The organism is Myxococcus xanthus (assembly GCF_013116825.1).
Lineage (GTDB): Bacteria > Myxococcota > Myxococcia > Myxococcales > Myxococcaceae > Myxococcus > Myxococcus xanthus_B.
In genome coordinates this window covers 1-21813 of sequence record NZ_JABFNS010000081.1, presented here as the reverse complement: position 1 = coordinate 21813, position 21813 = coordinate 1, and the positions used below count along the sequence as shown (strand labels likewise).

The 21813-nt window shown below is 70.1% G+C and carries 17 protein-coding genes; 6 read left to right on the top strand and 11 right to left on the bottom strand.

Going from position 1 to position 21813, the window contains the following annotated elements:
• Nucleotides 1-2: 2 nt before the first annotated feature.
• From HNV26_RS22730 to HNV26_RS22705, 6 genes are read right to left on the bottom strand one after another with little or no spacing between them, the layout of a single operon-like run.
• Nucleotides 3-1829: an assimilatory sulfite reductase (NADPH) flavoprotein subunit gene (locus tag HNV26_RS22730; protein ID WP_171440803.1), complete on the bottom strand. Its 1827-nt coding sequence runs from the start codon at nucleotides 1827-1829 to the stop codon at nucleotides 3-5.
• Nucleotides 1826-3538: a sulfate adenylyltransferase subunit 1 gene (locus tag HNV26_RS22725; protein ID WP_171440802.1), complete on the bottom strand. Its 1713-nt coding sequence runs from the start codon at nucleotides 3536-3538 to the stop codon at nucleotides 1826-1828. The genes HNV26_RS22730 and HNV26_RS22725 overlap by 4 nt, the downstream gene beginning before the upstream one ends.
• The gene (cysD, locus tag HNV26_RS22720; RefSeq protein WP_171440801.1) at nucleotides 3538-4455 is read right to left on the bottom strand and encodes a sulfate adenylyltransferase subunit CysD; all 918 of its coding nucleotides are present in this window, start codon (nucleotides 4453-4455) and stop codon (nucleotides 3538-3540) included. Before cysD ends, HNV26_RS22725 begins: the two co-directional genes overlap by 1 nt.
• Complete coding sequence (cobA, locus tag HNV26_RS22715) at nucleotides 4448-5248, bottom strand: uroporphyrinogen-III C-methyltransferase (RefSeq protein WP_171440800.1); 801 nt, start codon at nucleotides 5246-5248, stop codon at nucleotides 4448-4450. Before cobA ends, cysD begins: the two co-directional genes overlap by 8 nt.
• The gene (locus HNV26_RS22710) at nucleotides 5245-5910 is read right to left on the bottom strand and encodes a precorrin-2 dehydrogenase/sirohydrochlorin ferrochelatase family protein (RefSeq protein WP_171440799.1); all 666 of its coding nucleotides are present in this window, start codon (nucleotides 5908-5910) and stop codon (nucleotides 5245-5247) included. Before HNV26_RS22710 ends, cobA begins: the two co-directional genes overlap by 4 nt.
• The gene (locus HNV26_RS22705; protein ID WP_171440798.1) at nucleotides 5907-6629 is read right to left on the bottom strand and encodes a phosphoadenylyl-sulfate reductase; all 723 of its coding nucleotides are present in this window, start codon (nucleotides 6627-6629) and stop codon (nucleotides 5907-5909) included. The genes HNV26_RS22710 and HNV26_RS22705 overlap by 4 nt, the downstream gene beginning before the upstream one ends.
• A gap of 690 nt (nucleotides 6630-7319) precedes the next feature.
• Here HNV26_RS22705 and HNV26_RS22700 point away from each other — a divergent pair.
• Nucleotides 7320-7757: a DUF2383 domain-containing protein gene (locus tag HNV26_RS22700; RefSeq protein WP_171440797.1), complete on the top strand. Its 438-nt coding sequence runs from the start codon at nucleotides 7320-7322 to the stop codon at nucleotides 7755-7757.
• Between the two features lie 218 nt (nucleotides 7758-7975).
• Nucleotides 7976-8749, top strand: a complete 774-nt coding sequence (locus HNV26_RS22695; protein ID WP_171440796.1) for a hypothetical protein — start codon at nucleotides 7976-7978, stop codon at nucleotides 8747-8749.
• A gap of 13 nt (nucleotides 8750-8762) precedes the next feature.
• Here HNV26_RS22695 and HNV26_RS22690 read toward each other — a convergent pair whose 3' ends face one another.
• Nucleotides 8763-9857 carry a hypothetical protein gene (locus HNV26_RS22690; protein ID WP_171440795.1) on the bottom strand — a complete coding sequence of 365 codons (1095 nt, stop codon included), beginning with the start codon at nucleotides 9855-9857 and terminating at the stop codon, nucleotides 8763-8765.
• 93 nt (nucleotides 9858-9950) lie between these two features.
• Nucleotides 9951-10319: a hypothetical protein gene (locus HNV26_RS22685; protein ID WP_171440794.1), complete on the bottom strand. Its 369-nt coding sequence runs from the start codon at nucleotides 10317-10319 to the stop codon at nucleotides 9951-9953.
• Between the two features lie 474 nt (nucleotides 10320-10793).
• Here HNV26_RS22685 and HNV26_RS22680 point away from each other — a divergent pair, with 474 nt between their 5' ends.
• The 3 genes from HNV26_RS22680 (at nucleotide 10794) to purL (ending at nucleotide 17323) form a co-directional block, all read left to right on the top strand.
• The gene (locus HNV26_RS22680; protein ID WP_253816922.1) at nucleotides 10794-12215 is read left to right on the top strand and encodes a hypothetical protein; all 1422 of its coding nucleotides are present in this window, start codon (nucleotides 10794-10796) and stop codon (nucleotides 12213-12215) included.
• A gap of 36 nt (nucleotides 12216-12251) precedes the next feature.
• The gene (locus tag HNV26_RS22675) at nucleotides 12252-13106 is read left to right on the top strand and encodes a metal-dependent hydrolase (RefSeq protein WP_171440792.1); all 855 of its coding nucleotides are present in this window, start codon (nucleotides 12252-12254) and stop codon (nucleotides 13104-13106) included.
• A gap of 308 nt (nucleotides 13107-13414) precedes the next feature.
• Nucleotides 13415-17323, top strand: coding sequence for a phosphoribosylformylglycinamidine synthase (gene purL, locus HNV26_RS22670; protein WP_216612620.1), 3909 nt, complete (start codon nucleotides 13415-13417; stop codon nucleotides 17321-17323).
• A gap of 72 nt (nucleotides 17324-17395) precedes the next feature.
• Here purL and msrB read toward each other — a convergent pair whose 3' ends face one another.
• A complete protein-coding gene (gene msrB / locus HNV26_RS22665) occupies nucleotides 17396-17818 on the bottom strand; it encodes a peptide-methionine (R)-S-oxide reductase MsrB (RefSeq protein WP_090489950.1) in 423 nt (140 codons plus the stop codon).
• A gap of 188 nt (nucleotides 17819-18006) precedes the next feature.
• On the opposite strand from msrB, the gene HNV26_RS22660 reads away from it, so the two are divergent.
• A complete protein-coding gene (locus tag HNV26_RS22660; RefSeq protein WP_237079351.1) occupies nucleotides 18007-18444 on the top strand; it encodes a CBS domain-containing protein in 438 nt (145 codons plus the stop codon).
• Nucleotides 18445-18495: 51 nt separating this feature from the next.
• On the opposite strand, the gene thrS is transcribed toward HNV26_RS22660, so the two are convergent.
• Together thrS and HNV26_RS22650 are read right to left on the bottom strand one after the other, a co-directional pair.
• On the bottom strand, nucleotides 18496-19698 hold the full coding sequence (gene thrS, locus HNV26_RS22655; protein ID WP_171440791.1) for a threonine--tRNA ligase: 1203 nt from the start codon (nucleotides 19696-19698) through the stop codon (nucleotides 18496-18498).
• A 279-nt stretch (nucleotides 19699-19977) separates the two neighbouring features.
• Nucleotides 19978-21813: OPT/YSL family transporter (locus HNV26_RS22650; protein ID WP_436410054.1), on the bottom strand; the 1836-nt coding region annotated here is incomplete at its 5' end.

The window sequence follows — 21813 nt, the reverse complement described above, 5'->3', positions numbered from 1 at the left end:
GGTCAGTAGACGTCGCGCAGGTAGCGCCGCTGCTCGCGCAGGGATTCGAGCCAGGCGTGCGCGTCCTCGCGGCTCTTGCCGCCGTGGGTGGAGACGACGTCCACCAGTGCCTCGTGGACATCCGGGGCCATGCGCTGGGCGTCGCCGCACACGTAGAGGTGGGCGCCGCCTTCGAGCCATTCGTAGACGTCACGTCCGGACTCACGCAGCCGGTGCTGCACGTAGACCTTCTGTGCGCGGTCCCGCGAGAAGGCGAGTGACAGCCGGTGCAGCGTCTGCTTCTTCAGGGCCTCCTGCCACTCCGTCTGGTAGAGGAACTGGGAGCGGAAGTGCTGCTCACCGAAGAAGAGCCAGTTGCGGCCCTTCGCTCCGGTCTCCGCGCGCTCCTGGACGAAGGCCCGGAAGGGCGCCACGCCAGTGCCTGGGCCAATCATCAGCACGTCCTTGTCGCCGTCTTGCGGCAAGCGGAAGCGTTCGTTCGGCTCGATGAAGACGCGGACCGTGTCGGTGCCGGCCGTGCGCGTGGCCAGGTGGTACGACGCCGCGCCGAAGTGCCGCAGGTCGAACACCGTGTAGTCCACCACCGCCACCGTGAGGTGGGCCTCTTCACCCACGCGCTTGGGGCTGGAGGCAATCGAGTACAACCGGGGCGTCAGCCGGCGCAGGGACTGGACCAGCTCAGTGGCCTCCCAGGTGGCCTTGTGGGCGCGGAGTACGTCGATGACCTGATGCCCTGCCAGCAGCGCGCGGAAAGCCTCGGCGCGGCCCGGTTCGAGCACTTCGTGCAGCGCCTCGCTGCCGGACAGCCTGGCGTGCCGCTCCAGGAAGGGGCGGTTGAGCCTGGTGATTTCCAGCTCGTCACTCAGCCAACGCGCCAGCGGGAGCGTGCGGCCCTCTCGGGTGACCGCCGCTTCTCCGTCGAGGTGCAGCTCGGACAGGAAGGACGCCACCAGCTCCGGCGGATTGTGGGGCCACACGCCCAGCGCGTCGCCGGGGGCATACTCCAGCCCGGAGCCCGCGAGCGACAGCTCCAGGTGTCGAACGTCCTTGAGCGCGCCGCGTGCGGTGATGCGCTGATTGAGCAGCACCTCCGCCGTGTAGGGCGCCTCCTTGGTGAACGCGGGCGTGGCGTTCGGCTCCCGCAGCGGCACGACAGTGGCCGTCACCGTCGCCTGCGGAGTCAGCGCTTCGCGCGCCAGGGTGTAGGCCTGGTCGAGCCAACCCTTGGCCACGGGCTCGAAGTCCACGTCGCAATCGGCGCGCGCCAACAGCCGGCTGGCGCCCAGCTCCGAGAAGCGGGCGTCGAGCACCCGACCCACCTCGCAGAAGCGCGGGTAGCTGGAGTCCCCCAGCCCCAGCACGGCGTAGCGCAGCCCCTCCATGCGAGGCGCGCGCTTGCCGAGGATGAACTCACAGAAGACGCGTGCGTCGTCCGGCGGGTCGCCATCTCCCTGGGTGCTGATGACCACGCAGAGCAGCTTCTCCTTGGCCAGCTCCCGCACGGGATAGTCGCTGGCCCGGAACAGCCTCGCGGCGAGCCCGGCGGACTCCACCTGGTGCTTGAGGCGTTCGGCCAGGAGTCGGCTGTTACCCGTCTGCGTCCCATAGATGATGGTGAAGTGAGCGGCGGGGGCGGCCACGGGCACGGGCGTCACGGGGACGACGGTGGGCTGGGGCGCGCGGATGGCCAGTCCCGCCGTGTAGCCGCTCAGCCAGTGCAGGGCGGAGGCGTCCATCCCCTCCACGAGCTTGAGCAGCAGGGCACTCTTGTTCTCACCCAGGAGCGCGTTGATGAACGGGGGCGCGTGGGGGGCAGGGGATGTGTTCATCGTGTGGCCTCCCGCAGGGAGATGATCCGGTCGAGGTGTTGCTCCAGGTTCTCGGTGCCTTCCAGCTCCAGCCACGCGGCGCCGGCATCGCGGGCCTCCGCTCGTAGGGCCCGGCGTGTCTGGGGCGTGTCGGTGTGGACCAGGGCGACCAATCCCGCCGCCGCGAGCGCCAGCGCGACCTCTATGTCACCGGGGGTGGTGGTGACGTGCCAGCCCAGGTCGAACAGCCGGCGCTCCAACTGGAATGCGCGTGAGCCCGCGTCCGGCGTGGCGGGCAGCAGGACGATGGCGCCGGGCTGACCCAGCCGTCCCCGCCGCTCGGGTTGCGTGACGAGCGAGGAGCCGATTTCGCCCTTCGTTGACTCCTCCACGGGACCCAGGACCATGCCCGCGGCCACTGTGTCGTGCGTGAGCGCGTCGATGACGATGAAGGCGCCCGTGCGGCGGTTGTCGCGGTACGGGTCGGTCAGCAGCGGCCGACGGCACACCACTCGCACCCGGCCGATGTCGTTGAGCGACAGGGACTCGGCGGGTTGCTCGGAGAGGTCCGCCAGTTCCTTGCGCCACAGCACCCGCTCGATGTGCGCGGGCGCGGTCCGCGAGGCTTGCTTCACCAGGTAGCGGCGCGAGCAGTCCAGCGGCTGTTCTCCGAACCACACGAGCATCGCGTCGAACTGGTGGAGCGACAGCGGCGGCTGGTCCACATGGGCCAGCACGTCGCCTCGGCTGGCGTCCACTTCGTCCGCGAGTCGCAGCGTGACGGACGCGGGGGACGCGGCCTCCTCCAGCGGTCCATCGAAGGTATCGATGCTCGCCACGCGCGTGCGCCGCCCGGAGGGATGGACCTGGATTTCATCCCCGACGCGGACGGTGCCGGAGGCAATCTGTCCCGCCAGCCCTCGGTAGTCCTGGTGGGGCCGGAGCACGTACTGAACGGGGAAGCGGAAGGGCGCGTCGTCCTGCCGGCGCTGGTGTGGCAGGGACTCCAGCCACGCGAGCAGGGTGCCGCCTTCATGCCAGGGCGTGCGGATGCTGGGCCGGGTGATGTTGTCCCCGCGACTGGCGCTGACGGGGAAGAGCCGCACGCCCTCGAAGCCGAGCGCGTGGGCGAAGTCCATCAGCTCGGCGCCGATGCGCTCGAAGGCGCCGCGGTCGAAGCCCGTGAGGTCCATCTTGTTCACCGCCACGGCCAGGTAGGGGATGCCCAGCAACGAGGCGATGTACGCGTGGCGGCGCGTCTGCGGCAGCACGCCCAGTCGCGCGTCCACCAGGATGACCGCCGCGTCCGCGGTGGAGGCACCGGTGGCCATGTTGCGCGTGTACTGGATGTGGCCCGGCGTGTCCGCGACGATGACCTTGCGCCGAGCGGTGCTCAGGTAGCGGTAGGCAACGTCGATGGTGATGCCCTGCTCGCGCTCGGCGCGCAGGCCGTCGGTGAAGAGGGAGAAGTCCAGCTCCTCCGCGTCCGCGCCGGACGCGGCCTTCAGGCCCTGGACCAGCACCTCGGCGGGCACGGACACGGCGGCGGCGGCCCGCTTCGCGCTGGCCTTCCGCACGGCGGAGATCTGGTCCTCGAAGAGCCCGTCGCACTCGTAGAGGAGCCTGCCGATAAGGGTGGACTTCCCGTCATCCACGGAGCCGACCACGACGAGCCGGAGCAGCTCCCGGGAGGCATGCTGGTCGAGCAGTTGCTGCAAGCCGGTGTCCATTAGAAGTAGCCCTCGCGCTTCTTGAGCTCCATGGAGCCCTCTTCGTCGTGGTCGATGAGTCGGCCCTGCCGCTCGGACTGGCGGGCGTTCACCATCTCGTGGATGACGGTCTCCACCGTGGTGGCGGAGGACTCGATGGCGCCGCTGAGCGGGTAGCAGCCCAGGGTCCGGAAGCGCACGCGACGGAGTTCGGGCTTCTCCCCGGGCCGCAGCCGCATGCGCTCGTCATCCACCATGAGCAGGGTTCCGCTCCGGTCAATGACAGGGCGCTCCGCCGCGAAGTAGAGCGGCACCACGGGGATGCGCTCGCGCAGCACGTAGTGCCACACGTCCAGCTCCGTCCAGTTGGATAGCGGGAAGACGCGCATGCTCTCGCCCGCGTCGACGCGGCCGTTGAAGAGGTTCCACAGCTCCGGTCGCTGGCGGCGCGGGTCCCACTGTCCGTGCCGGTCCCGGAAGGAGAACACCCGCTCCTTGGCGCGGGACTTCTCCTCGTCGCGCCGCGCGCCACCGAAGGCCGCGTCGAAGCCATGCGCCGCCAGCGCCTCCAGCAGCGCCTGCGTCTTCATCGCGTGGGTGTACTTCTGGCTGCCGTGGTCGAAGGGGTTGATGCCCTCGGCCAGCGCGCGCTGGTTCCGGTGGATGATGAGGCGCAGGCCGTGGCGCGCCACGAAGGCGTCCCGGAACGCATACATGTCCCGGAACTTCCAGGTGGTGTCCACGTGGAGCAGCGGGAAGGGCAGGGGCGCGGGGTGGAAGGCCTTGCGCGCCAGGTGCAGCAGGACCTGGGAGTCCTTGCCGATGCTGTAGAGCATCACCGGGTTGGCGAACTCGGCCACTGTCTCCCGGAGGATGTGGATGCTCTCCGCTTCCAGCTCCGACAGGTGGGACGCCCGCGCGAACGTGTGCTCACTCATGACCGCCCTCCGCCACGCGCGCTGGCGCGTGTCCATGCTCCGAGGTTCCTTGCGCCACCAGCGAAGGCAGGCGCCCGCGCAGCGAGACGACCTCGCCCACGATGAGCAGCGACGGCGAGCCGAGCGCGTCACGCGTCGCCGCCTGGGCGATGTGGCTCAGCGGAGCCTCCACCACCCGTTGGTGCTCCCACGTGCCCGCCTCCACCACGGCGGCCGGGGTGGACGCGGAGCGCCCCGCGCCGACCAGCGCGCGCACCGTCTCCTCCAACCGGCTGCCCGCCATGTAGAGGACCAGCGTCTGGGCCTTCGCCAGGAAGTCCCAGGCCGGCGCGCTGCCGCCTCGGTATGCGGTGGCGAACGTCACCGCCCCGGAGACACCCCGGTGCGTGACGGGAATGGCCGCCGCCGCGGGCACGGCTGTCCCCGCGGTGAGGCCGGGGACGACTTCATAGGGGATGCCCGCCTCTTCCAGCGCGAGCGCTTCCTCGCCGCCGCGGCCGAAGACGAAAGGGTCACCGCCCTTGAGCCGCACCACGCGGCGCCCCAGCATCGCCTGGGCGATGAGGATGACGTGAATCTCCTCCTGGCTCACGGCGTCTCCGCCGCCCTCCTTGCCCACGTAGATGAGCCGTGCGTGGGGGCGCGCATGCTCGAGCACGCCAGGGTGGACCAACCGGTCATGAACGACGGTGTCCGCCTCCCGGAGCACGCGCGCGGCGCGCAAGGTCAACAGCTCCGGGTCTCCCGGACCCGCGCCGACCAGGAACACTCGGCCTCTCGTCTGCTCTCTCATCGTGTCTCTCCAAGAATCTTCGAGTGCTCCAATTCCGTGCGGAGCCGAGCCCAGGCGGCCTTGCGCTCGCCTCGCTCCAGCAGCGCGCCGATGTCTCCCACCGCCACCTGCTTCAGCACCCGCTGGCGCGCTTCGCCTCGGGGCAGGTGTTCGCGGAGCCAGCCGCTGAGTCGCGCCAGCCAGATGTGGTGTCGCGTCACCTGGGCGGTGAGCGTCTTGCGCAGGTGGCTGGCGAGCGCGGGGGCCCGCCCCGCCGAGGACACGGCGACGGTGATGGGCCCGCGCCTGCCGACGGAGGGCAGGGTGAAGTCACACAGCGCCGGTTCGTCCGCGGTATTGACCCACAGGCCCAGGTCCCGGGCTTCGGCGGCCACCTGCCGGCCCACGGCCACGTCATCCGTGGCCGCGAGCACCAGGTGATGGCCGCGCACGTCGCCGGCCTCGTAGGTACGGGGCTGCCATTCCAGGCGTCCATCGGCTGCGAGCCGTCGCAGCGTGGCGGTGGCCTCCGGTGCGATGACACGCAGCCGCGCGCCGGCGTCGAGCACCGCGAGGGCACGGCCCTCCGCGATGGCGCCGCCGCCCACCAGCAGGACGGAGCGTCCCTCGAGTCGAAGGCACACGGGATAATCCAAGGCGTGTGAAGGCATGGCGCGTTTCATCGGACCGGGTGGAGGCCGCACTCGCGATTCTCCGCGGACTCCCACCACCAGCGGCCCGCGCGCTCGTCCTCGTAGGGTTTCACCGCGCGCGTGCAGGGCGCGCAGCCGATGGACGGGTAGCCACGGTCATGGAGCGCGTTGTAGGGCACGCTCTTCTCCCGGACGTAGGCCCAGATGTCCCGGCTGCTCCACGTGGCCAGCGGGTTGAGCTTGAGCAGCCCATGCGCGCTGTCCACCTCCAGCGTCGCCACGTCGGTGCGGGTGACGGACTGCTCACGGCGCAATCCCGTCACCCATGCCTGTTGGCCCGCGAGCGCGCGCGACAGGGGCTCCACCTTGCGGATGGCGCAGCACGCCTTGCGTGCCTCCAGGCTCTGGCGGAAGGAGAAGTAGCCGCTCGTGGACTCCAGCGCCTCCACGCGCGCGCGCTCGGGGAAGTACGTCTCCACGGTGACGCCGTAGCGCCTACGCACCACCTCCATGAGCTCGTACGTCTCCGGGGGCAGGCGTCCGGTGTCGAGCGTGAAGAGGCGCAGGCTGGGCGCATGCTGGCGCGCCAGGTCGATGAGGACCATGTCCTCCACGCCGAAGCTGGAGGCGATGGCAGCGCGCGCGCCGAAGCGGCGCTCGGCCCAGGCGAGGAGGTCCTGCGCGGGGGCGTCCTTTACTTCAGCGGCTTCGGCGAGCAGGGCCGAGGCCTGGGGCTGCTGGGGCGACATGGTGACTCCAGGAAAAGAAAAGGCCCGCCTCTTTCGAGGGCGGGCCGCACGAGCAAGAAGGTTCGAGAAGGACGCGCTACACGCTTCTCGACGCTCGGCACCCGCCTGCAGGCGGACACGCGGGACACGCACGGCACAGACAGCACGCGCCACCCGTGGCACAGACGACATCACCCCGGGCGGAGAGCACGGGCGAGCGAGGGACACGGGCGTCGGCGGTGAAGGTCATGGGGTGGGAGCGGTGCAGGGCTGGGCGAGGAAACGAAAACGGCCCGGTTCCTGGGATAGGAGACCGGGCCGGGAAGAGCGCGAGGCGGGAGGCTTGGAAGGGCGTCCCGTGTGCGCGTCAACAACCCAGGTCCGGCTGACGACAGCAGGCACACGACGGACAGCAGCGGCTGGCAAACGGCGCGGCGGTCGGTGTGTGGGAGTGCGTCATCGCGAAGACATACGCTAGCGGCTGTTTCAGGCGCGCGTCAACCCGTCGTCCTCGATGCGGCATGCGGGGCTGGGCCAGCCTGAGGAGGCGTCCGCTCGTCCGCCCGTCTGGGGGCAGGACACGGCGCCATCCGGTGAACGTCCGCGCAGACCTTGGAAGGAGGCGGGGAGGCGAGCCCTCGTTGCCCATGCGGCAGCGGGCATCACCTTTTGCGGCAAGCCGGATTCACCCGTCACCCATGGAGGCCATCGATGGCGAGCACCAACAAGGACGTCGAGACGCTCAACTCGTTCCTGCGCGGCGAAATCTCCGCCGTGGAGACCTATCGCAAGGCGATCGGGCACGTCTCGGACGGACTGGCCCGTGACGCGCTGGAGTATTGCCAGCACGACCATGAGCACCGGGTCGAGGAGATTCGCGAGCGCATCCTGAAGATGGGCGGTGAGCCCGTGGAGAGCTCTGGCATGTGGGGCACCTTCGCCAAGCTGGTCCAAGGCGGCGCGGACGTCCTGGGCGAGAAGGCCGCCATCCAGGCGCTGGAGGAGGGCGAGGACCATGGCCTCGCCGACTACCAGCGCGACGCGGACCAGGTGCATGGCGAGAATCGGCGCTTCGTGCGGATGGAGTTGATTCCCGCGCAGAAGCGGACGCATGAGCGGCTCAGCCGTCTCAAGCGCACCCTTCACTGAGCGCGTGCCGCGCGGATGCGCGCCGGCCGGGTGTCTCGTTCCGGGCGCCCGGCCGGACTTTTCTCAACCGGTGTGACACGACACTGGCTTGAATCCCCGGGCATCCCGCCCGTCTCAGGCCACGCGCGGCGCCCTGAACCCTCCCCTGATGGGGTGTTGGAGCTTGTGCGCAGGGCATGCGATACCTGGGGGGCTCGTCGCGTTTAGGGAGGCGGAGCATGTCGCCGGACCGCGGTTCATCGGAACGGGATCCACGCCCGCAGCAGGTCTCCGGCGAGGAAGCCCAGGCCGTGCCCGTGACCTCCGCCTCGCTGATGGACGCCAGCCATGCGGGGACGCTGAGCGCGGGTTGTGAAGCCCTCTTCCGCTCCACCGAGACGACGCTCCAGTGGGCCTGGCGGGTGCTGAAGTGCGCGAAGGCGGGCCCGGGCGCGGGCCCCCTGGCCACCTCCGCCCGTCAGTGCGCGCTCGAGTTCCTGGATCGCGTCCCGCCCCATGTTCGCCGCGGCGTGGCGGAGCTCCTGGGGTACAGCAGCCTGTGGCAGGCGGTGTGTACGCGGCTGGGACGCCCGGTGGCGCGCTCCACCGAGGAGCTGCAGCATGAGCTGGGCGAGGACCTCCAGGTCCTGCTCCACGGCGCCCAGGCGCGGCTGGGGACCGCCGCCGCGCTGGAGCAGGGACTCCTGGTCCACCTGGGGCGGCTGCGCGATTCCCGCCGGGGAGAGCCGAGCGCGCCGCTGGAGCTGCGCGCGGCCCTGGACGCCTTCACCCACTCCTTGTCCGAGCTGATGACCGCGGCCAGCGCCTACCGCCGCGCGTGGGAAGCCGCGGAGACGGAGCTGTCCGAGTCCGCGGAGTGGCTGGGCGCCGGAGACCCGGGCTTCTGCTCGTGGATGGCGGACCACTTGTCAGAGACGGTCTTCGCGTGGCGCAACGCCCAGGCCTCCGTCCGCACGCTGCGCGAGCTGGGAGAGCTGGCTCAGCAGTCGTAGCCGGACGCTTGCCTCACGCGTCCACGAGGATGCGGTGCCGGTACAGCTCCAGCAGGACGTCCTCGGACAGGTCCGCCTGCTTGTTCTCGCGCAGGTGCTTGCGCACGGCGTCCACGGGCTCGCGTCCGGTGAAGTCGACGAGCAGTCCATAGGCTTCGCCGGGCAGGGCCACGGCGTCGTATTCGCTGTACGCGCCCAGGGCCACGCTGCCGTCCTGCATCCATTGGACGGTGGCATCGGGGTTGAGCTTGAGCGTGCGCGGCAGCTTGGGCGCCACGGCGGTGTGGTGGAGCTTCTCCAGCGTCTTCAGCTCGATGGTGCCATCCAGTCCCAGCAGCTTCTCCACGCCGTCCGGGGGCAGCGCCTTCACCAGGCGGTAGCACTCCCGGAAGTAGTCGAGCTCGAGTCCCTCGTAACCCTGCCACAGCGCCGCGTAGGTCTTGGCGGGCGGCGCGGTGTCATCCAGGTCCTCCACGGTGAGCGGCCCGGGCTGCGTCTCCGCGCGGTCCCTGCCGGACAGCACGTAGTCGGGGAGGAGTTGGAGCGCCGTCCAGCGTGACAGCTGGATTTCGGCCAGCGTCAGGTACGTCTTGAGGGACATCCAGAACTTGCGGCCGTCCGCGCCCGCCACGTACTTGCAGAAGAAGGTGGAGCAGACGGCTTCGCGGTAGGGCCAGATGGTGCAGCCGCCGCTGTCCGCGGAGAAGTAGCCGCAGCGCAGGGACGCGGCCCGGCCGAAGAACTGGTGGCCGTTCTTGTAGAGGAACTGGAACTTGGCGGGAGGCTTCACCCACTGCGGCGTGACGCCCACGCGGCTGGCGATCTTCGCCTCCATGCGGCGGCGGCCCTCGGCCAGTTCGGGGCGGTCATCGGACAGCAGCGCGCCCACCAGGTAGTTGGGCAGGCGCGGTGAGTACGTGCAGCACTTGGTGTCCGGCCGGAACATGCGGCTCACGCCGTCCACGGAGTCGACGGCGCCCTGCGCGGAGTCCTGGCTCATGGCGCAGTTCGAACAGGTGGCCTTGCTCTCCTCGGGAACGTCCTGCCGGAAGAAGTCAGGAAGGAGGTCGCGGTAGAGAAGGGGAAGGCTGTCGAGCAGGCGTGGCATGGCGGCTCCGGGAAGGTGTCCACCGACGCGCCGGACTCACTGGCGCGGGCTTTCTTCCCGGAGCCTGACGAGCGGAGCGACGCGTCGAGCGGCCTAGAAGTAGCAGATGGAGTCGAGGCCGCAGTAGCCCTGACGGTCTCCACACTGACAGTGGGAGTCATCCGCACAGAGCATCGCCGGGCAGAAGGGGCCGCCCGAGCCGCCGGTGCCGCCGCCCGTTCGATAGGTGTACTCGCACACGGCGTTCACGCAGGCGGCCGTCTGCGCACTGGGACACGCGTTCGCGCACTCCCAGTCTTCGTCACAGAAGGACTGGAAGCAGATGGCCAGCGAGGACTCGGCGCTCGCGCTGTTCTCACAGAGCGCCTCGGACCCGGAGCTGATGGGGTCAGCCGCCGCGACGGTCGCGAACGTCAGCAGCAGGGCGGCACTCCAGGCGAAGGGACGGCGGATGAAAGACATGGATGCTCCTGAGCCGACACCCGGGCGGGAGCGCATGGGAATGTCAGGCTGTCAAAGAATACCAGGATGTGTCTGGGGTGAAGGCAGGCGTTTGGGCTCGCTTGCATTCAATGTCAGACATTCCCTCCGGCCGACGTGGCACGTCGCGCGAAGATTCCGTCCCGACTGATGCGCTGCGTATCACGCCCGCTGCGTGAGTTGCCCATGCGCTCCGTGAGGGGGCGCCTTCGTGAGTCGTGTTTCACCCGCGCAGGCAGGTCAAAATAGCGTGGCTGCAGGTGAAATCGCGCGATGACCTGACGGTACAGGTGGCGTGTCCGGTAGGCTACGCAGCAAATGCCGTGGGTCATCCCCCCGTTGACCACTCGGAGGTGTGCCATGGACGGATCCGGTCCCCTCCCGTTTCCGGTTGAAGCCCAGGACGTTGGCGTCATCGGACGCGTGCATGCTGCGCTGACGCATCAGTTTCCGCACATGCATCCGGTGGCGCGTCAAGCCATCAGCGGGCTCGTGCGTTTCTGCGACGGGTGGCGGCGGCTGTTTCCGGCGCGGAGGCCGACCCAGGTGGTGCCCGCGCTGACGACGTGGGAGCAGTTCCTGACGACCGAGCCCCGCTCGCGCCGCATCATGGTGACGGTGCAGCCGTTGGGCGTGGAGACGGACGGCGGGACGTGGGCACCGGTGCTGCTGGCGCGTGTGGCGCGCTGGTACCGCGACAGCCGCGGCGTGCGCCGGCAGAACCAGCCCCTGGACGTCTGGGTGGCGCGCCTGGGGCGTGAAGGCTCTGATGCACGCCAACGCGTCCTGGACGCGGACGTCCTCACCGCCGCCATCACGTGCGAGGACGGTGGGCTCCAGGTGGTGCGTTTGTCCCTGGACGACGCGGCGCTGACGCCTGACGGGGTGGCGGCGTTGCTGGCGCGCACGCCCAGCCGCTCGCTGGCCGAGGCACGCCGGGACGGCTTGTTCCCGCAGGTGCTGGTGGACCGCGCCTCGCGAGGTGGCAGCGCCTGGACGTCCCACCTGCTGACGTCGAGCGCCTGGTTCGGCGCGAGGGTGGACCCGGCGACGGGCGCCCTGGAGCTGAGCTTCGACCACCTGGTGATGGATGGCACCGCGATGGCCGAGCTCTCGCTGGCGGCCTCGGAGGGGTTGCCGCGCAGGGAGGGCCGCGCGGCGCCGGGCGAATGGCTCACCGGTCCCGAGGAGCCGTCGCCACTGCTGCGAGTGGAGTTGCCGGAGGGGCTCGACTTCCGGAACCTCACCTGCGCGATGCTCCAGGCGGTGAAGCGGGCCGGCGAGGGCGTGTTCCCCGTCGACAATCCCACGCTGCTGGTGCCGGTGCTGCCCGCGTCGCCGCACACCGTGGCGCGGAAGTGGCGGCGCATTGGTATCGCGGTGGTGCCCTCGCGGACGCGCACAGGGCCGATGACGCCCGCCCACGTCGCGCACCTGCTGGAGCAGACGCGGCGGGGCGGCGGCGTGCTGAAGGACATCTTCTCCACGTTGTACTCGCCGGCGCTGCCGTGGTGGATGCCCTCCTTCACCACACACGGCTTCGCCTACACACCCTTGCTGCGGCAGGTGCCCGCCGCCCTGGGAGGCAATGCCCTGCTGTCCAAAATCACCTTGGAGGTCGACGATGATGAAGCGCTGGCGCGGCACTCCCCGCTCTTCTTCAACACGATGCGGCCGCTGCGGGCCGTCGGGGGCGGCGTGGCCCTCTGCGTGACGGAGGTCCTCCACGCGACGCCCTCGGGCGTGCGCAAGCGCTTCTTCGCGGCGCTCGCGGGCAGTGGTGCCCTGGGCACGCGCGAGAAGCTGCTGGCCTTCCGGGATGTGCTCGTCGCGGAGGCCGTCGACAGGGCCCAGCCGCGGCGCCGGTCACTCCCTTGAATGAACCTTCCTGGTCTTCCGTCACGAGAGCTCCCCATGGTCTCCCCCCACGACCCCGGACGCATCCGGCCGCGACCGCACCTCCAGTTCCCCTTCGACGCGAGCTTCCCGCGCATCTGGCACCGCAATGGCCCTGGCACCACGCACCTGTGGAACGGGCTCAACATGCTCTTCCCCCAGGGCGAGCGGTTCTTCGTGCGCAGCGTCAACCACTACATGCCGCAGCTGGCGGACACGCCCGCGCTGCGCGCGCAGGTGAAGGCCTTCTTCGCGCAGGAAGGCAAGCACGCGCGTGAGCACCAGGACTACATCGAGCTGCTGGAGTCCCAGGGCTACGACATCCACCGCTTCATGCGGCGGTACGAGTCATTTCTCTGGGGCGTCATCGACGCGAAGCTTCCGCCGTCGCTGCGGCTGTCCATCACCGCCGCGCTGGAGCACTACACGGCGCTGATGGGCGAGAACACGCTGACGCTGGGCGTGTTCGCGGACGGCCACCCGGCGATGCGCAACCTCATCGAGTGGCACGCCGCCGAGGAGATTGAGCACAAGGCGGTGGCCTTCGACGTGCTGCGGAAGGTGGCACCGGGCTATGGGCTGCGCGTGTTGGGGATGGTGCTGGCCGTGTTGTCGCTCTTCTCCCTGTGGTTCGCCGCCACGGTGACGCTGCTGCGCCAGGAGCGTGGGCTGGGGTGGACAGGGCTGCTGCGCGAGCTGTGGCGCGCTCACCGGAAGGACCCGGTGCTGTTCCAGGTGCTGGGGCGGGGCTTGCGGCAGTACCTGCGCCCCTCCTTCCACCCGCTGGACAATGACAACCTGGAGTTGGCCAGGGCCCACCTGGCGACATTGGAGGCGCCGCCTCCGGATGTCCCGGAACGCGAAGCGGCATAGCGGCGCGAACGCACAGCGGGTGAGGGGGCCTCCCGCGCGGGGGTTGTTCCCTGGAGGCGCGTGAAGGAGGCCGTGAAAGTTGCTTGCCCCTGCGATGCCCCGTCCGGCGTCCTGGGGGGCAGGTTCGTCTGTTGGCGGTGCTTCCCGCTTTGTCACGAGCGCTGCGCAGGCTCTGACGTGCGGCTGACACCTACCGTGGCTCCTGCCCGCACGTCCGGCAGGCGTCCCGGCGTGAACTCTTCACGCGCCGGGCCGACGCACGGTGATAAGGACGGCCTCGCTGTTACCCAGAGCCACGATCTCGACCCATGTCCAGCATGCACACCCTGCGTGGGGCTCCGGCCCTTTCTGACTTCAGGCTCGCCAAGCTCCTGGCCCAGTGCCGCGAGCGGGTGCCCTCCGTTTCATCCATCTATGCGGAGTTCGTGCACCTCATCGACGCTCCGGCGCCCCTCTCCGAGGCGGACCTGGCCACCCTGGGCCGCCTGCTCGACTACGGGCCCCGCGTGGCCACGGGCGCGCGCACCGGCAGCCTGCTGCTGGTGCTGCCTCGGCCGGGCACCATCTCCCCCTGGTCCTCCAAGGCCACGGACATCGCCCACAACTGCGGCCTGGGCGAGCGGGTGCGGCGCATGGAGCGCGGCACCGCCTTCTTCATCGCGGGCCCCGACGGGCAGGCGTTGCAGGACGTGGAGCTGGAGCGCCTGACGCCGGTGCTGCATGACCGGATGACGCAGGCGGTGGTGGGGCGTCTCGAAGACGCGGCCATCCTGTTCGCCGGGCACACGCCCCGGCCCTTCACGACGGTGGACGTGCTGGGCGGAGGCCGCGCGGCATTGGTGACCGCAAACCGCGAGCTGGGGCTGGCCCTGGCCGACGACGAGATGGACTACCTGGTGGCGCGCTTCACCGAGCTGAAGCGCAACCCCACCGACGTCGAGCTGATGATGTTCGCGCAGGCCAACAGCGAGCACTGCCGGCACAAGATCTTCAACGCGAGCTGGACCATCGACGGCAAGCCGCAGGAGCGCTCGCTCTTCCAGGCCATCAAGAACACCTACGTCCAGCACAAGGAAGGCGTGCTCGGCGCGTACAAGGACAACGCGGCCGTCATTGAAGGCTTCGAGGTGGACCGCTTCTTCCCGTCCCCCGAAACCGGTGAGTGGGGCTCCGTGCGCGAGCCGGCCCACATCATGATCAAGGTGGAGACGCACAACCACCCGACGGCCATCTCCCCGTACCCGGGCGCCGCCACCGGCGCGGGCGGCGAGATTCGCGATGAAGGGGCCACCGGCCGTGGCGCCCGGCCCAAGGCGGGCCTCACCGGCTTCAGCGTGAGCCACCTGCGCATCCCCGGCTTCGAGCAGCCCTGGGAGCAGCCCTACGGCAAGCCGGACCGCATCGTCTCCGCGCTGGACATCATGGTGGACGGCCCCCTGGGCGGCGCGGCCTTCAACAACGAGTTTGGCCGGCCGAACCTCACGGGCTACTTCCGCAGCTACGAGGTGCAGGTCCCCACGCCCGGTGGCGTGGAGGTGCGCGGCTACCACAAGCCCATCATGATTGCCGGTGGCCTGGGCAACATCCGCGCGCCGCACGTGCAGAAGGGCCGCCTGCAGCCGGGCGACAAGCTCATCGTCCTGGGCGGGCCCGCGATGCTCATCGGCCTGGGCGGTGGCGCGGCGTCCTCCATGGCGCAGGGCGCGAGCGCGGCGGACCTCGACTTCGCCTCCGTGCAGCGTGACAACGCGGAGATGGAGCGGCGCTGCCAGGAGGTCATCGACAGCTGCTGGGCGCTGGGCGACAAGAACCCCATCCGCTCCATCCACGACGTGGGCGCCGGCGGTCTGTCCAACGCGGTGCCGGAGCTGGCCCACGACAACGACCTGGGCGGGCGCCTGGAGCTGCGCGCGGTGCCCAACGCCGAGCCGGGCATGTCGCCCGTGGAGATCTGGTGCAACGAGGCGCAGGAGCGCTACGTGCTGGGCGTGGCACCAGAGGACCTGGCCCGCTTCGCCGCGCTGTGCGAGCGGGAGCGCGCGCCCTTCTCCGTGCTGGGGGACGCCACCGCCGAGCAGACCCTGAAGCTGGGGGACACGCAGTTCGGCAATGCGCCCATCGACCTGCCCATGGACGTGCTGTTCGGCAAGCCGCCGCGCATGCACCGTGACGTGACGTCGCGTCCGGTGTCGTTCGCGCCGCTGACGCTGGATGGCTCGCTAGCGGTGCTGGCGGAGCGCGTGTTGAGCCACCCCACGGTGGCGGACAAGAGCTTCCTCATCACCATTGGCGACCGCACCGTGTCCGGGCTCAGCAGCCGGGACCAGATGGTGGGCCCCTGGCAGGTGCCGGTGGCTGACTGCGCGGTGACGCTGTCCACCGTGACGAGCACCACGGGCGAGGCCATGGCCATGGGCGAGCGCACGCCGCTGGCCCTCATCGACGCGGCGGCCTCGGCGCGCATGGCGGTGGGCGAGGCGCTCACCAACATCGCCGCGGCCCGCATCGGCAAGCTGTCCGACGTGAAGCTGTCCGCCAACTGGATGGCCGCGGCGGGCAGCCCGGGCGAAGACGCCAGCCTCTACGCCGCCGTCCACGCGGTGGGCATGGAGCTGTGCCCCGCGCTGGGGCTCACCATCCCCGTGGGCAAGGACTCCATGTCCATGCGCACCGTCTGGGAGGAGGGCGGCGCCCGCAAGGCCGTGACGTCGCCGGTGTCGCTCATCATCTCCGCGTTCGCGCCGGTGCTGGACGTGCGCAAGACCCTGACGCCGCAGCTGGTTGACGTGGCGGACGACACGCGGCTGCTCTTCATCGACCTGGCGCGCGGGAAGCAGCGGCTGGGCGGTTCCGTGGTGGCGCACATCCACGGGCAGGTGGGGCCGGAGAGCCCGGACGTGGAGGACCCCGCGCTGCTGCGTGGCTTCTTTGCCGCGGTGCAGGCGCTCAGCGAGAGCGGCTCGCTGTTGGCGTACCACGACCGCTCCGACGGCGGCCTGTGGGCCACGCTGTGCGAGATGGCCTTCGCGGGCCGCTGCGGACTGGATGTGGACCTGGCGCCGCTGGGCGGTGACGTGACGGCGGCCCTCTTCAACGAAGAGCTGGGCGCGGTGGTGCAGGTGCGCGCCTCGGATGTGGCGCGGGTGCGCGAGGTGCTGGCGCAGCACGGCCTGTCACGGGACGTTCACGAACTGGGCCGCCCGGTGACGGCGCTCCAGGTGCGCGTGCGCCACGGCGGCGACACGTTGCTGGCGGAGGACACGTTGGCCCTGCGCCGCACGTGGTCCCGCGTCAGCTACGAGATGCAGAAGCTGCGCGACAACCCCACCTGCGCGGACCAGGAATCCGCCGCGAGGACTGACGCGGCGGACCCGGGCCTGTCGCCGAAGCTGACCTTCGACCCGGCCCAGGACGTGGCCGCGCCCTTCATCGCGAAGGGGGCCCGTCCTCGCGTGGCCGTGCTGCGCGAGCAGGGCGTCAACAGCCAGCAGGAGATGGCCGCGGCCTTCACGCGGGCGGGCTTCGCCGCGGTGGATGTCCACATGAGTGACATCCTGTCGGGGCGGGTGTCGCTCGAGGGCTTCAAGGGCGTGCTGGCCTGCGGCGGCTTCTCCTACGGTGACGTGCTGGGCGCCGGTGGTGGGTGGGCGAAGTCCATCCTCTTCAACCCGCGTGCGCGAGACGCCTTCGCCGCCTTCTTCGCGCGGCCGGACAGCTTCGGCCTGGGCGTGTGCAACGGCTGCCAGATGATGTCGCAGCTCAAGGACATCATCCCGGGCGCGGAGCACTTCCCTCGCTTCGTGCGCAACGCCTCCGAGCAGTACGAGGCGCGCCTGTCGCTGGTGGAGGTGTCGAAGACGCCGTCGCTCTTCTACCAGGGCATGGAAGGCAGCCGGATGCTCATCGTCACCTCGCACGGCGAGGGCCGCGCGGAGTTCCCCAGCGCGGAGGACGCCGCCCGCGTCAACGGGCTGGGGCTGGTGACGACGCGCTGGGTGGACAACCACGGGCGCGTGGCGGAGTCGTATCCCGCCAATCCGAACGGCTCGCCGCACGGCATCGCGGGGCTGACGACGCGGGATGGCCGCTTCACCATCACCATGCCGCATCCAGAGCGGGTGCATCGCTCCGTGCAGCACTCGTGGCGGCCGCGCGAGTGGGGTGACGACGGCCCCTGGATGCGCATGTTCCGCAACGCCCGCGTCTGGCTGGGCTGAGCGCCGCGGGTTCTCTGGGCGGGGAGCAGGGCCGGGACAGCATCCGGCCCGCTCACCCGTTCCGTGAGGAGGCTATGCCTTGACCAGCTCCAGCGGCTGGCCTTCGGGGACGTGCTTCATGGACACCGAGTTCATGCAGTAGCGCAGGCCGGTGGGCGGCGGGCCGTCGGGGAAGACGTGACCCAGGTGCCCGTCGCAGCGCGCACAGCGGACCTCGGTGCGAATCATGCCGTGCGAGACGTCCTGGATTTCCGCCACCGCGTCGGGCGCCACCGGCTGCGTGAAGGACGGCCAGCCCGTGCCGGACTCGAACTTCGTTCCCGCCTTGAACAGGGGGTTGCCGCAGCCCGCGCACACGTAGGTGCCAGGCGTCTTCGTGCCCAGGAAGCACCCGGAGCCAGGCCGCTCGGTGCCCTGGCGGCGGAGGACTTCATACTCCTGGGGGCTCAAGCGCTTGCGCCATTCGTCGTCGCTGAGGGTGAGCTTGTCGACCATGCCTTCCTGCTCCTTGTCCGGGCCCGGACCGGGGCCCACGCGCACATCAGATGCGCATCCTGCCCCAGCGTCGCGCCTGGTGGGCAGCAAGGTGTGAGGGAGCTCGTCCGGCTCCCCGCTTCAGGGCCAGGCGCAATCCGGGAGGCGACGGCGGGGCGCCGGGGTTCAACGGGAGTGGGAGGGGCGTCATGCAAAGCGAGGAGCGTGCAATGCGGATTGGCGAGCTGATGACCAAGAACCTGGAGACCATCGAAGCGGGCGAGCCCATCCGGGCCGCCGCTCTGAGGATGCGCACGTGCAACATCGGCTCCCTGCCGGTGCTGGAGGGTGGGCAACTGGTGGGCATGCTGACGGACCGGGACATCGCGGTGCGGTCCGCGGCGCTGGGGCAGGACCCGAACACCACGCCCGTGCGCGAGGTGATGACGGCCACGGTCATCACCTGTGACGTGGACGCGACGCTCGAGGTGGCGGAACAGGTGATGGAGGAGAAGATGGTGCGTCGCCTCGTGGTGGTGGACGGTGAGCGGCGGCCGGTGGGGCTCTTGAGCCTGGACGACCTGGCCACGGTGCCGGAGGAAGTCCTGCACGCGGGCGAGGTGCTGGAGCGGCTCCAGCAGGTCTGAAGCGACGGGGCGCGAGCGGTGAACCACACCGCTCGCGCCCTGGTGCCATCCTCAGGCGTCCGGGGCCGGACGGCACGACGCGACGAGCTCCGCCGCGGCGTCCTCCCATGGGACGTCCCGCTGCGCGCCGTCCCGCTGCCGCAGGCGGACGTTGCCCGCGGCCACCTCGCGTGCGCCCGCCACCACCAGCCACGGGACGCCCGCCGCGTGGGCATCCAGGACCTTGCGGGACAGGGATTCACCCCGCCGGTCCACGCTGGCGCGGCAGCCCGCCTCCTGGAGCTTCGCGGCGAAGCGCTCGGCGTAGTCGCCCGCGCCTTCACCCACGGCGGCCACCACCACCTGCTGCGGCGCCAGCCAGGGCGGCAGCGCGCCGCCGTGGTGTTCCAGCATGACGCCGATGAAGCGCTCCAGGCTGCCGAGCAGCGCGCGGTGAAGCATCACCGGACGGACGCGGGCCCCGGAGGCGTCGACGTAGTGGAGGTCGAAGCGCTCCGGCAGCACGAGGTCCAGTTGGATGGTTCCGCACTGCCACGCACGCCCCAGCCGGTCCTTCAGGACGAACTCCAGCTTGGGCCCGTAGAAGGCCCCCTCGCCCGGCTGCATGTGGCACTGGAGTCCCGCTTCCTTCGCCGCGAGGAGGAGCCAGGACTCGGCCTTGTCCCAGAGCTCATCGCGCCCCGCGCGCGACGCGGGCCGGCCGGAGAAGGCCACCTGGACGTCGTCGAAGCCGAAGCCCGCGTAGAAGTCCTTCAGCGAGCGGGCGAAGCGGACGACCTCCGGCACCACCTGCGGCTCGGCGCAGAAGATGTGGCCGTCATCCTGGGTGAACTGCCGCAGGCGGAACAGGCCGTGGAGCGCGCCGCCGGGCTCCGCGCGGTGCACCAGGCCGAACTCGCCCAGGCGCAGCGGCAGGTCGCGGTAGCTGGGCGCCATGCGCTGCACCAGTTCGATGTGGCCGGGGCAGCTCACCGGCTTCACGCCCAGGTGTCGCGCGCCGTCCTCCACCAGGAACATGTTCTCCCGGAAGTTGTCCCAGTGGCCGCTGCGCTCCCACAAGGGCTGCGCGTAGAGCTGTGGGGTACGGACTTCCTGGTAGCCCTCGCGGCGCATGCGCTGGCGGACGTGCTCCTCCAGCAGCCGGTACAGCACCAGTCCGCGCGGGTGCCAGAACACCATGCCGGGTGCCTCTTCCTGCAGGTGGAAGAGGTCCAGGCGTTGGCCCAGCGCGCGGTGGTCGTGTTCGTCGAGCATTGCTTCGTCTCCGATTCGGAAGGGTGAAACGCCATCCGGTCGGAGCGCTGAGCGAGCGCACGGTTGCCCCGGCCGGAGAAGGCGGGGCAGGGAACCGTGCGTTCGTCAGCTCACCACGTGACGCGCACGGTTCCACGCCCGCCGAAGCGAGTCGTGGTGCCGGTGGTCGTGGTGGTGATGACGAAGCTCACGGCGAAGAAGATGCGAGGGGCTCGGAGAATTGTCAACTCGGCCCCCTGCACGGACCCTGCGCTTCTGGGAGGGCCCGTGCAGGTGTTGCTACGCCAACAGCGACGCGAGCCCGATGAGGCCGGCGATGAGGAAGAACAGCGACTCACCGGCGATGAGGCCACCGCCCATGAGGGACATGGTGCTCATGTCCTCCGGAAGGGCCTCGCCCTCACCCGGGCTGCCACTCACCGCGGGCTCTCCACGCTTGGAGAATGTGTTCCAGACGGACGTCACGATGCCGCCCGCGCCGAACCACAGCGACACCGGGAACGCCACGAAGCCGCCGAACGACGACGCGTAGGGACTGGGGAGCAGGATGGCGTCCACCGTCCAGCCGACGGCGAAGCCCTTTCGGGAACCCTTCACGTACCGCTGGTAGCGCGCGTTGCCTCGCACCACCTTGCGCAGCAGTTCGTAGATGAAGCCGATGGCCAGTCCGAGGAGCAGGGCATTCACGACGGCCTGCGACAGCGAGCCGAGGTCGCGGATGGCGCCCACCAGCTTGTACGTCATCGCGGAGCCCCACTGGCCCACCTCGGCGTTGGGGTTGTCGAGCTGGTTGATGGTGAGCGCCGGGTAGGCGGTCATGAACACGCGCGCCAGGCCCACGCACAGCAGCGCGCCCATGATGACGCCCAGCACCTGATAGCGGAACTGGGTGGCGCGGTTGGTGCCCAGTCGCCAGCCGGTGGAGCGGTCCTGCTGCATGTCGCAGCCCACCGACGTGGAGATGAGCAGGATGGTGGCGGCCATCATGCCCACCAGCGGGACGCGCAGGCCCATCATGGACATCAGCAGCACGGAGATGACGAAGGCGCTGGAGATGGGGTTCTGGTCGGTGATGCCGAACGAGATGCCGTTGATGAGCACGAACAGCAGGGCGAGCAGCATGCCGAAGAGGAGCCAGCCGACGGGCTGATTCAGCACCTGCGTGCCCACCACCAGCGTCGCGCCGCCCCAGACACCCACCCAGGCCAGCAGCCGGGGGATGTTGACCTTCTTCCAGGACTCCTCTTCCCCTTCGTCCTTCACCGAGGCCCGTTCGCGGATGCGCTTCGCCGCCTGGACCGCCAGCAGCGACAGGTCCACCACGGCCGCGCCGCAAATCATCCCCAGGCCGATGACGAAGCCGATTTTACGGAACGGGTCCTGAGGGCCGAGCCAGCCAATCTCCCGGAGGGTGGGCACCAGCACCGCGCCGATGACGGCCATCACGATGGCGGGGACGGTGATGCGGCTGCCGACAATCATGCCCGCGCCCAGCGTCGCCGCGCTGGTGCCGATGGAGGCGACGAAGGCCACCTTCTCCGTCATCCACGCCGCCAGGGCGCCCAGCAGGGTGCCGCCGCCCAGCTTGGAGATGGACGCCTTGAGCAGGCGCTTGTCCGTGAGGGCGCGCAGGATGTTGGCCACCGCCAGCCCGGACGGATAGTCGAGCTGGAGCTTGTCCACGAGCAGGGGCGTGTAGAGCATGCCCACGCCCACGGCGAACATGCCCACGCAGCCGACGAAGAGCATGAGTTGCCAGGCCGCGGGCATCTCCATGCCCAGCCACACCATGGACTGGATGAGCACGGACATGGCGCACAGCGAGGCCACTGACGCGGCCATCGTCTGCATGTAGTTGGCGCCGTGTTTGCCCTCCGCGCCGTACCCGTAGGTGACGGCGCTGCCGAGGATGCCGGCCAGCACCTGGCCGCCGACGAAGAAGCCCACGCTGAAGTTCATGTACGAGGCGGCGATGCCGCCCAGGGGCCCCAGGATGAACAGGGCCACGGCGCTCAGCAGCAGGTGGTACTTCCACGTCCCCACGGGGGGCAGCCAGTGGAAGCGACGTTGGGAGGGCTCCGCGAGGGCGCCACCCGAGGACGGGGGAGGGGGCTC

Coding starts and splice junctions, on each gene's coding strand:
- HNV26_RS22730 (WP_171440803.1), bottom strand. CDS start 1,829: ATGAACACATCCCCTGCCCCCCACGCGCCCCCGTTCATCAACGCGCTC.
- HNV26_RS22725 (WP_171440802.1), bottom strand. CDS start 3,538: ATGGACACCGGCTTGCAGCAACTGCTCGACCAGCATGCCTCCCGGGAG.
- cysD (WP_171440801.1), bottom strand. CDS start 4,455: ATGAGTGAGCACACGTTCGCGCGGGCGTCCCACCTGTCGGAGCTGGAA.
- cobA (WP_171440800.1), bottom strand. CDS start 5,248: ATGAGAGAGCAGACGAGAGGCCGAGTGTTCCTGGTCGGCGCGGGTCCG.
- HNV26_RS22710 (WP_171440799.1), bottom strand. CDS start 5,910: ATGAAACGCGCCATGCCTTCACACGCCTTGGATTATCCCGTGTGCCTT.
- HNV26_RS22705 (WP_171440798.1), bottom strand. CDS start 6,629: ATGTCGCCCCAGCAGCCCCAGGCCTCGGCCCTGCTCGCCGAAGCCGCT.
- HNV26_RS22700 (WP_171440797.1), top strand. CDS start 7,320: ATGGCGAGCACCAACAAGGACGTCGAGACGCTCAACTCGTTCCTGCGC.
- HNV26_RS22695 (WP_171440796.1), top strand. CDS start 7,976: ATGTCGCCGGACCGCGGTTCATCGGAACGGGATCCACGCCCGCAGCAG.
- HNV26_RS22690 (WP_171440795.1), bottom strand. CDS start 9,857: ATGCCACGCCTGCTCGACAGCCTTCCCCTTCTCTACCGCGACCTCCTT.
- HNV26_RS22685 (WP_171440794.1), bottom strand. CDS start 10,319: ATGTCTTTCATCCGCCGTCCCTTCGCCTGGAGTGCCGCCCTGCTGCTG.
- HNV26_RS22680 (WP_253816922.1), top strand. CDS start 10,794: ATGCATCCGGTGGCGCGTCAAGCCATCAGCGGGCTCGTGCGTTTCTGC.
- HNV26_RS22675 (WP_171440792.1), top strand. CDS start 12,252: ATGGTCTCCCCCCACGACCCCGGACGCATCCGGCCGCGACCGCACCTC.
- purL (WP_216612620.1), top strand. CDS start 13,415: ATGTCCAGCATGCACACCCTGCGTGGGGCTCCGGCCCTTTCTGACTTC.
- msrB (WP_090489950.1), bottom strand. CDS start 17,818: ATGGTCGACAAGCTCACCCTCAGCGACGACGAATGGCGCAAGCGCTTG.
- HNV26_RS22660 (WP_237079351.1), top strand. CDS start 18,007: ATGCAAAGCGAGGAGCGTGCAATGCGGATTGGCGAGCTGATGACCAAG.
- thrS (WP_171440791.1), bottom strand. CDS start 19,698: ATGCTCGACGAACACGACCACCGCGCGCTGGGCCAACGCCTGGACCTC.